This window comes from Methanosaeta sp. UBA356, from assembly GCF_002496465.1.
In the GTDB taxonomy this organism is placed as follows: domain Archaea; phylum Halobacteriota; class Methanosarcinia; order Methanotrichales; family Methanotrichaceae; genus Methanothrix; species Methanothrix soehngenii.
The window spans coordinates 1-9,964 of record NZ_DAKC01000108.1; the positions used below are offsets into that span (position 1 = coordinate 1).

Here is a 9,964-nt window from a genome sequence, read left to right on the forward strand (position 1 = left end):
AATTCCGCCGCCGGGCCGGAGAGGTGGATGGAGGATGAAATGCAATGACCTTGCTATTTTAATGGTAACCCAACATCTTCGGAGAAGTATTTGGTTTAACCCAATTAGCTTCCTTAGGCAGGGTTTGAATGGGTGATCTATAAGTTCCATCGTAATGAATCATTTTAAAGACTAATCGAAATAAAATATCATGAAGATGTGCTCTGATTACGTTGATCTCTGTAAAATCAAATTCATCTCCATCAAACTCCAAAAAACCTTTGTGTATTTCTACACCTCTGCAATGAGATAAAAATCTAATCCAGCTCTTTCTATTCTCAGAATCTTGATAATAATCCTCTATAATATTTGCATCTGCCAGATCAAATAGTTTTAGTAGGTCACTTAGTGATAATCCAAAATCTCTAGCGGTTCCTGCTGGAATTGTCCTTGTTCTATTGGCAATTTCTCCTATTACGCGACTTTGTTCATCATCAACTGCTATCGCTGATATATCGCGGGAAGCCTTCTCGAGAATTGCCTTGATTTTCTTTTGTTGAGATGTATTTATGCGTTGATTTAGATTTTGAGTTTTTAAATCGAATATCTCACATAAGCCGTCTAACGCCTGAAATATATGAATTAATTTTTCATCTATATCTAAATTCCTGGATCCTGCTCGAACTAAATGCTTTAAAGTAGCAATCATATAAGAATTTCCTAAATGTAAAAGAGATTGACCGTTATCAAGTAGTATGCCTATCCCACGACCACAAAATTCGTCCATTGCGACATGACCTTTGAAATAAATTGGATTATTGTGCTCAACATGAATACGCTTAACGAGCTCCCCTTCTGCAGTCCTAAGCTCAATATATGGAGACCCTATTTCTGTGCCTGTTGCAAGCCCAAGCAATTCTAGGAAATTTATCGGAACTTGTTGATCCAATGATTCAGAGTCTTTCGGGATAGATCTCAACTCACCAACCATTATAGAAGTAATTTTTTTTGGCTTTTTAAAATTGGTTAACTCATCTTTCCTAACCTCGTAATCCTCAAGGGGCTCAATGAAACAAATGCTGCAATTAAATTTAAAAATTATGCCAACATGTTTACTAGAAATGCTTAGTGGGTGCGTCCATTCACGAGGATATCTATAAAAATTAGTCATTAAATTATATAGAGGGAGCACCCAATATTTAGCTTCTTTATCGTGTACTTCGAATTGCGAAGTCAGAACAAAAAAATTCAATACATTATTTAAATAATTCGGAATATAATGCTTAATATTGATTCCAATACTTGAAAAAGTACCATTTGGTGTGACGACTTCAAGTTTTGTACACTGATTTGCTTCGATTTGTTTAGAAAACCTAAGTATTCGAAAATATTCCTCGGTGGACACATTCCTATTGAGAAGTTCAAGTATGTTAGGTTCAACACATCCACTAATATTTCTAAACTCCATTTGAATTTCGGATTCGCCAGACTCATTGAATGCAATTATTACTGGCCCTTCTAGAATAACTCTAGGATTGGCAAATTCTGCGCGACCTTCTCCAGCATATTTGATATTGTCTTCAAGCCAATTTATAGATGAGATTGCCATAGTTTACCCCTTTAAACCTTAATTCTAATGCTAGCAAGCCCACTCCTTGCACAACAACTCGGCCTGCTCCAGCACCGTCTGCGTCGCCTTCTCCTGCTTATCCGGAGGGTAGCCGTATTTGCGCAGCAGCCGCCTGACTATCACCCGCAGCTTTGCCCTAGCCGATTCCTTAACCGTCCAGTCTATTGTCGCATTCTTCCGGACGGCCAAAACCAACTCCTTCGCGATCTCTTGCAGGGTTTCGTCTCCCAGCACTTTTACTGCGCTGTCGTTTACCTCCAAGGCATCATAAAAGGCCAGCTCATCCTCATTTAGGCCAAGATTCTCTCCCCGCCTGTGAGCCTCTTTCATCTCCTTGGCCAACTGGATGAGCTCTTCGATGACCTGAGCCGCCTCTATGGAGCGATTATGGTACTTGTTGATCGATTGGTCGAGCATCTGAGCAAAGGACCTTGATTGAACCAGGTTCTTGTGGGAGACAGTCTTTATCTCGTCGTTGAGAAGCTTCCTCAGAAGCTCCAAGGCCAGATTCCTGTGGGGCAAGCCTCGCACCTCCTCCAGGAATTCCTCGGATAGAATGGAGATATCCGGGGTCTTGATGCCTGCTGCCTTGTAGATGTCCACGATGCCATTGGGCACAATGGCCTGAGAAACTATCTGCCTTATTGCTGCGTCCAGATCCTCTTTAGTCTTGCCATCTGGCGATGTAGCCTTAGATAGGCCAGAGCGGACCGCCTGATAGAAGGCGACCTCCTCGCGGATCTCCTGAGCCTTATCATGGGTTACTACTATGGCATATGACTTGGAGAGCTCGGTGACTGCCTGAATATAGCGATTCCTGCCATCTTCTAAGGAGAGGATATAATTCATGGCCTCAGCTATGGCTGCCAGCCTTTGCTCTGGAGTACCCTGGAAGAATTTAGAGGTATCAAAGCCGTGGAACATGGCCTGGACGACCTCGTACTTCTCAAGCATAAGGGCCACAACTTCTTCCTCAGGAATGCCTGTCTCTCCCCGGTCGCCCTCTGTGTACTCAGCTAAGGCTTGCTTTAGGCTCTCGGCTATGCCCAGGTAATCCACTATTAGGCCGCCGGGTTTGTCCTTGAAGACACGATTCACCCGAGCTATGGCCTGCATCAAGCCATGGCCCTGCATGAATTTGTCAATATACATAGTATGCAGGCATGGAGCATCAAAGCCAGTAAGCCACATATCTCTGACTATTACTAGCTTCAGAGGATCAATTGGGTCCTTGAAGCGGTCGGCCATATCCTTTCGCTTCTTCTTGTTTCTGATATGGGGCTGGAGGTTCTCTTTATCCGAGGCCGAGCCGGTGATGACCACTTTGATTACACCCTTTTCGTCGTCTGGATCGTGCCACTCTGGCCTGAGCTTTACAATGGCCTCGTACATCTGGGCACAGATGCGGCGGCTCATGCAGACTATCATGGCTTTGCCCTCCAAGGCCTCTTGGCGCTTTTCAAAATGTTGGACGATATCCTCAGCTATGAGAGAAATCCGTTTATCTGCACCAGCTACGGCCTCCAACCTGGCCCATTTGCTTTTGAGTCGCTCCTTGATGGCCTGCTCCTCGCCCTCAGTGATCTCCTCGAAGTTGGGATCAATCTTAGGCCGTTCTGCCTTTGAGAGGTCGAGCTTAGCCAGCCTGGCCTCGTAATAGATGCGCACTGTAGAACCGTCTTCTACTGCTCTCTGGATGTCGTAGATATCGATGTAGTTGCCGAAGACCGCCGGGGTGTTTATGTCTGTCTTCTCTATCGGCGTGCCGGTAAATCCAATGAATGAGGCATTGGGCAGGGCATCACGGAGGTATTTTGCAAAGCCGTAAGCAGTGTAGGCTCCTTCCTTTTTCTTGACTATATGGGCTTTGAAACCGTATTGGCTTCTGTGGGCCTCATCAGCGATGAATACAATGTTGCGACGGTCGGAGAGGAGAGGATACTTTTCTTTGTCGTCTTCAGGCGAGAACTTCTGGATTGTGGTAAAGATCACTCCTCCTGAGGCCACCTGGAGCAGCTTCTTGAGGTCCTCTCGGTTATCTGCTTGGACTGGCGCCTGGCGGAGCAGGCTCTGACAGGCGGCAAAGGTATCGAAAAGCTGGTCGTCTAAGTCGTTTCTGTCGTTTAGAACAACTAAGGTAGGGTTCTGCATTGCAGGATGGGCGATGATTTTCCCGGCATAGAAGGCCATAGAGAGGCTCTTGCCACTGCCTTGTGTATGCCAGATTACGCCTGCCTTGCGGTCTCCATCGTGAGAAGTAGCCTTTATGGTGCAATCTACTGCTTTGTTTACGGCGTGATATTGGTGATAGGCGGCCATCTTCTTAGCCACATTCTCTCCATCGGCCTCGAAGACTATGAAGTGCTTTATAAGGTCAAGGAATCGGCTTTTATCGAAGATGCCTTTGATGAGCACATCCAGCTCCGGCTTTCCTTTGGGCGCAATCTCTTTTCCGTCTATGGTCCTCCAGGGCATGAACCTGGCCCAGTCAGAGGTTAGGGTACCTGCCCTGGCCTCCAGGCCGTCGGAGATCACCAGCATCTCGTTGTAGGTGAAAAGTGATGGTATGTCGTTCTTGTAGGTCTGGAGCTGCTGGAAGGCGGTTTGGATGGTGGCATTCTCGTCCGCAGGATTCTTGAGCTCTATGACCGCTAGGGGCAGTCCATTTACAAAAATAACGATGTCGGGACGTCTATTCTGCTGGCCTTCGATGACGGTGAACTGGTTTATGGCCAGGAACTCGTTGTTCTCCGGATTCTCGAAGTCCACCAGGCGGGCGTAGTTTCCGGCTATGGAGCCGTCTTTGCGCTGGTATTCTACGGCTACGCCGTCGATGAGCATTTTATGAAAGGCCCGGTTGTTGGCCAGGAGAGATGGTGACTGCTGGCGGGAGACTTTGCGGAGGGCTTCTTCCAGGGTATCGGCTGGGATGCCTGGATTGAGGCGGCTCAAGGCTTCGCCGAGGCGGCGAATGAGGAGGACCTCCAAGAAGGACTCGCGCTCGGCTGCTGGCTCTTCGGGGGCAATGTCCGGGCCGAAGATGGATGTATAGCCGAGGGAGGCGAGCCAGGAAAGGGTGGCTTCTTCGACTTCGGATTCAGTTAAGTTCATCCATTATTCCGCCTGCTTAACGATCCAAAGTATTCTTCCGCCAATTCATTTGCTCCTTTGTTCATTTGCGCGTCTTGTGCATTTCGTAAATATCTATAAATTCTATCATAAATCAATGGATTGTTGCTCCTGCAATCAAAAATAGCATCCTGAATAGCTCTTGATTCCCTCTCTATCTGTTCCAGAGCAATTTCATTTTTTATTGCCTTGGCCCATATTTCCTCAACGTAGCTCTTCAGTCGATCCAATCTTTCTGCAGCATCGTGTTGTTGCATATGCTCACGTATGCCCAATAATATCGCCGGTGAAAGAGGAGCAAGCACTGCAAGAACAAATTTTTCCATATCCATTTCCCCAACGAGGCCAATAAAAAAAACCAAAATTGATGCAACAATAAGAAGAATTCCTGACCAGAAGCAATACCTTCTCCTTAGGTTGAAATCCCACCAGCAGTTGGTCCGTTGACATATAAGTCGTGCCATATGAAGTGGCAAGCTCTCAACTACCTGTGGGTACCAGTCTTTTAGTGTCATTAATTCAGGATCTTTTGATTTTAATTTTTTCGATAGATCTTCAATCGATTCTGCATCTGGTTTGTTATTTAATTTCAACGTATGCCAATCGAGATGCAGGACATCGCAATCAAACAGTTCTTGGATTTTTGCTGCTTGCATTTTCAATGATTTTATAAAACGATCTATAAAGGCTGCATCTAAAATAGCGATGCTTAATCCATAAAACGCCGCCCAAACCTTGAGATCTGGATTGAATGTAATCGCTAATGACCAGACTATTACAATTGGAACTGCAAGGATTATCTGAACTATGCTTATCAGTTTTGCCTTTGAATACAGGTACCTCTGTGCTGCTAAACGTTCCAATTGGCGCACAGTATTTTGATTTCTTGTTATTGTGTTGGGCATGCAACCTCAAAATTTGCTCTAACCATATGCGGGGAAATAATCTCCGAATATGAGACGCCATTTATCATATGCATCTTGTACATTACCCATACTATTCAGCCTTTCTGCATCAATTGCCCTTTCATAAGCAGTTTCTATGCAATTTATTGCATTAGCTTTTTTTTCTTTTGTGTCTAAATAAGCACCTATATTCCCACCAAATCCTGCGGGATCAATAACGGCGTATTGAATTTGGGTTCTTGCTTTATCGAAAACATATCTGATACCAGAAGGATTATCTGATATGGTTACATTATTTAAAATTTGAAGAACGAGTGATTCTAAGTGGAAGGAACGCAATGGAGCACTATGTGCTCGATTCCAACATTTGATCATTTTTATAAGTGGAACTAAATATCCATTATGCATTTTATTGGCTTCAGTCCAAACATCAATATGTTTTTTGGGATCTGTAGAGATCCACCGCTTTAATATCGTGTCCGGAATTAAATAACCTCCACCTTGACGGGAGAATGCTGGAACCACATCTACCCTGAAATCGCTAAATACGATGGTCACCGCTTGCCCATTTCGGCTTATATCGGGTGTATTAGGATATGTTTTTCTCAGCACTTGTTTAACTTTATCCAATAATATAGCCTGTCCATCTTGCTTAAAGTATTCTGATCTTAATATAACGAAAATATCAATATCAGCTTCAGATAACGGAGCTATCATTGTATTTCGTCTATATGATCCAGCCAAAAAGGAATCAAGCACATTTAAGTCGGTTTTTAATGCATCTCTGATATTTTGCTGACGTTCCGATGTAGTTTTTTCTTGAAGTGTGGTAATTTCAAGATTTTCTTTTAATTTTTGAAATCCCTGAGTTATTGTTGTTGGCATTCATATAACCTCCTTAGCGACTCTACAATTGTTATCTTTCTTCAATTCGCCTGATATAAGTTTCGGAAGCAGAAAATCGCGAATAGCAATTAGGTTTTTGGATTCTTGCAGGTTCATAATAATCCGTTCCATGAATGAAGAAATTTTATCATCAAACATCTGTGTTAATTTAAAAGGTACTATGATGCTTTTAACTCTTATAAAAGTCTCTCTCGTGATCGTATCAAATACTGAACCATGTGTACTCCGCTGCAATTCTGACACAAGATTCCTCACTGCGAAGAAAGTGAAATAATTGCCGCGATTATCTTTCCCGCGGATTCCGTAACAAGATTGGTTCATAGCCATTGCAACGCCTACAAGGGCACACTTCCCGATGGTACCTCTTGCAGATATAATTGTAGTTCCTCTCGGCAATAACCTTGCAGATGAATCCTCGATCCCACGTTTAGTAATCTTCTTCTCAGTGTCAATAACAAAGACGTCACCATTTCTAGGAGAATCAACGATCGAGAACCAAGGGATATCCCCATTCCAATACTCTGGATTTGATGTCTTAGGAGTACCCCCTCCAATTAATTCAATGGTTTCATCAAAACTGCCGACTCTCCATCCCTTCGGCACAATCCCCATCTCAGTCTCCTCGAAGTCGTCCGGAAACAGAGCTGCCGTCTCCGCATCCATACCAGCAGGCTCTCGGCCCTCGGCCTTGGCCCGCACGGGATCGAAGTCTACGAACCAGGACTTGAAGATGGCGCGGGCGATGGCCTCAAGGGTCTCATCCATGCGGCGATTCAGCTCGATCTTGTCGTCCAGAGAGCCAAGAATGGAGCTAATTGCGTGCTGTTCAGTGATATCTCTTGGAATTCGAACTGAAAGAGGATGGATATGATTTCTATTCAGCGTTGGAACTCCGCTTCCAACATTGAACTTTGAAAAGTCAAGAGATTTCAGAAGATAATAGCAAAATCGTTTATCATTACCTTTGAAATCCTTGACCCAAAGAGTTGTATTTAGTGGCCAAAAATTAGACAAAATATATTGCCCGCCTCCAATACTGCCAGAGCGCCCGATAACTACACCTGGACCCTTTACCATCGCATCTTTATGATAGCCTACTTGGCCAGTTGAGGCAATAACAGGATATGGCCCAAGCTTGCGCTTTGATTCAGGCAAATCAAACCCTCTTTGGAGCGTTAATACATCGCCCAAAGTGCATTCAATCCAATCATTTTCCATATAATAATCCCTTTAAGTTGGATCGAATATCTGCTTCTAATCTTGCAGATTCTCTGAATTGTTCCTCCAGGTTCGCCGTCAGCCTTTGCATCTTCTCCTCGAATGGCTCGCCATCGTCCTCTGCTACCTCAGATCCCACGTACCGCCCAGGCGTGAGCACATAGCCGTTCTTCCTCATCTCCTCGACCTTGGCGCTCTTGCAGAACCCAGGCACATCCTCATACTTACCCGCTTCAGAATCGCCCCTCCAGGCATGATAGGTCTCAGCTATTTTGGCGATCTCTTCAGCCATCAGATCCCGGTGCACCCGGTCGATCAGAATCCCCATCTTTCGGGCATCGATGAACAGCGTCTCGCCTCTCCTGTCCCTGAATCTGCCGTTCTTCCTGTCCCTGGCCAAGAACCATAGGCAGGCCGGAATCTGTGTGGAGTAAAAGAGCTGCCCAGGAAGTGCCACCATACAGTCTACAAGGTCGGTCTCGATGATGTTCTTGCGGATCTCGCCCTCTCCGGACTGGTTAGAGGACATAGAGCCGTTGGCCAGCACAAATCCGGCTATGCCAACAGGAGCCAGATGATAAATGAAGTGTTGCACCCAGGCGAAGTTGGCATTGCCTACAGGTGGTAATCCATACTTCCAGCGCACATCCTCCCGCAGTCGCTCACCGCCCCAGTCGCTGGAGTTAAAGGGCGGATTGGCCAGGATGTAGTCTGCCCTCAGGTCTTTGTGCAAGTCGCGATGGAAGCTGTCGGCGTGCTCCGGGCCGAGGTTGTTATCAATTCCTCTGATGGCCAGGTTCATCTTGGCCAGCTTCCAGGTTGTAGGATTGGACTCCTGGCCGTAGATGGATATATCTCCGATGTGCCCGCCGTGGGCCTGAACGAACTTCTCGCTCTGCACGAACATGCCGCCCGAGCCGCAGCAGGGATCGAAGATTCGGCCTTTATAGGGTGCCAGCATCTCCACCAGCACCTGAACCACGCAGCGAGGGGTGTAGAACTGCCCGCCCTTCTTGCCTTCGGCAGAGGCAAACTGGCCCAGGAAATACTCATAGACTCTCCCCAGGATATCCTTGGAGCGGTTCTCTGCATCGCCCAGGCCAATTCCTGCGATAAGATCAATCAGCTCACCGAGACGCTGCTTATCAAGGGCAGGCCGGGCATAGTCCTTGGGCAGGACGCCCTTGAGGGAGCGGTTATCCCTCTCGATGGCTAACATGGCATCATCTACCAGCTTGCCAATGGAGGCCTGCTTGGCGTTGGCCTGCAGGAAAGACCAGCGAGCCTCTTTGGGTACCCAGAAAATGTTATCAGCTCGATACTCATCGGGATCTTCCGGATCCGCGCCCTGATCCACCTCATTATGGAGCTGAGTGTGCCTCTCCTCGAAGGCATCGGAGATATACTTCAAGAATATGAGGCCTAAGACGACGTGTTTGTATTCTGCTGCGTCCATGTTGTTGCGGAGCTTATCGGCGGCTGCCCAAAGGGTGGCTTCGAATCCCAGGGTTGCGCCATTTGTCTTTGGATTATTGCTGCGTCTGCCTCTTGCCATATCCTTGCACCTTAAACCAAATTGACTTCTTCAGTCACCTTTAAATAGATTATTGATTGCAATGAAATTTATAATTAAACATAGTCCATTGATTCTTCTGTGTTCTCAGGATGCGTTTTTCTCATCAATATTCACAAAGTGAAGATCCGGGAAAGACTTGTAGAGTAGGCCTAAGATGCATAATAATACAAAATAAAAAGTATGCCTTACAGGACTACGATCCATAGGCAAATCAAGCATAATCACTATTTTGTAGGGTAGCCCGGAGAACCTTAAATCATTTAGGAGAACTAATCTCCGGGCTTATTAATCGAATTACAGTATTAGTTTATTAAGTTTTTGGTAAATATCTCTATGTGTAGAGTCCCGAAATTATTTCGCCTATCATCTAAGCTTGGACGCATAGTCCAAGATATGAAATTGAACAAGACGAAGGTTCGTTATATCCTTCGTCAAAACCGCAAGGGGGTAGCCACAAAAGAGATTGCGTGGGATGTCAAGATCTCACAAAGGAGAGTCCAGCAGATCATTAAAGAATACAAGGAGACCGGGCAAGAACCTGTCTTGGGCGAAAAAGTTGGTCGCCCCCGCAAACCCTTCACTGAGAAAGAGACAGAGGTCATCAGAGCAGCCCATGCTCGC

Annotated in this window: 6 protein-coding genes and 1 pseudogene; 1 reads left to right on the plus strand and 6 read right to left on the minus strand. The window is 45.7% G+C overall.

The window, feature by feature from the left end; genetic code table 11:
• Positions 1-58 precede the first annotated feature (58 nt).
• Genes BP727_RS10070 through BP727_RS10095 form a run of 6 tightly spaced genes read right to left on the minus strand, consistent with a single transcriptional unit; the run spans position 59 to position 9,322 of the window.
• On the minus strand, positions 59-1,588 hold the full coding sequence (locus BP727_RS10070) for a hypothetical protein (RefSeq protein ID WP_286858654.1): 1,530 nt from the start codon (positions 1,586-1,588) through the stop codon (positions 59-61).
• Between the two features lie 30 nt (positions 1,589-1,618).
• The gene (locus BP727_RS10075; RefSeq protein WP_286858656.1) at positions 1,619-4,720 is read right to left on the minus strand and encodes a type I restriction endonuclease subunit R; all 3,102 of its coding nucleotides are present in this window, start codon (positions 4,718-4,720) and stop codon (positions 1,619-1,621) included.
• Positions 4,717-5,643, minus strand: a complete 927-nt coding sequence (locus BP727_RS10080; RefSeq protein WP_286858658.1) for an S-4TM family putative pore-forming effector — start codon at positions 5,641-5,643, stop codon at positions 4,717-4,719. Before BP727_RS10080 ends, BP727_RS10075 begins: the two co-directional genes overlap by 4 nt.
• 18 nt (positions 5,644-5,661) lie before the next feature.
• Entirely contained in the window at positions 5,662-6,528 is an 867-nt protein-coding gene (locus BP727_RS10085) for a CBASS oligonucleotide cyclase (protein ID WP_286858660.1), read from the minus strand.
• On the minus strand, positions 6,529-7,767 hold the full coding sequence (locus tag BP727_RS10090; protein WP_286858662.1) for a restriction endonuclease subunit S: 1,239 nt from the start codon (positions 7,765-7,767) through the stop codon (positions 6,529-6,531).
• Positions 7,757-9,322 (minus strand): type I restriction-modification system subunit M, encoded by a 1,566-nt coding sequence (locus tag BP727_RS10095; RefSeq protein ID WP_286858664.1) that lies wholly within the window; start codon positions 9,320-9,322, stop codon positions 7,757-7,759. Before BP727_RS10095 ends, BP727_RS10090 begins: the two co-directional genes overlap by 11 nt.
• 414 nt (positions 9,323-9,736) lie before the next feature.
• Between BP727_RS10095 and BP727_RS10100 the strand changes: the two are divergent.
• Positions 9,737-9,964, plus strand: a pseudogene (locus BP727_RS10100) (IS481 family transposase); the annotation flags it as partial.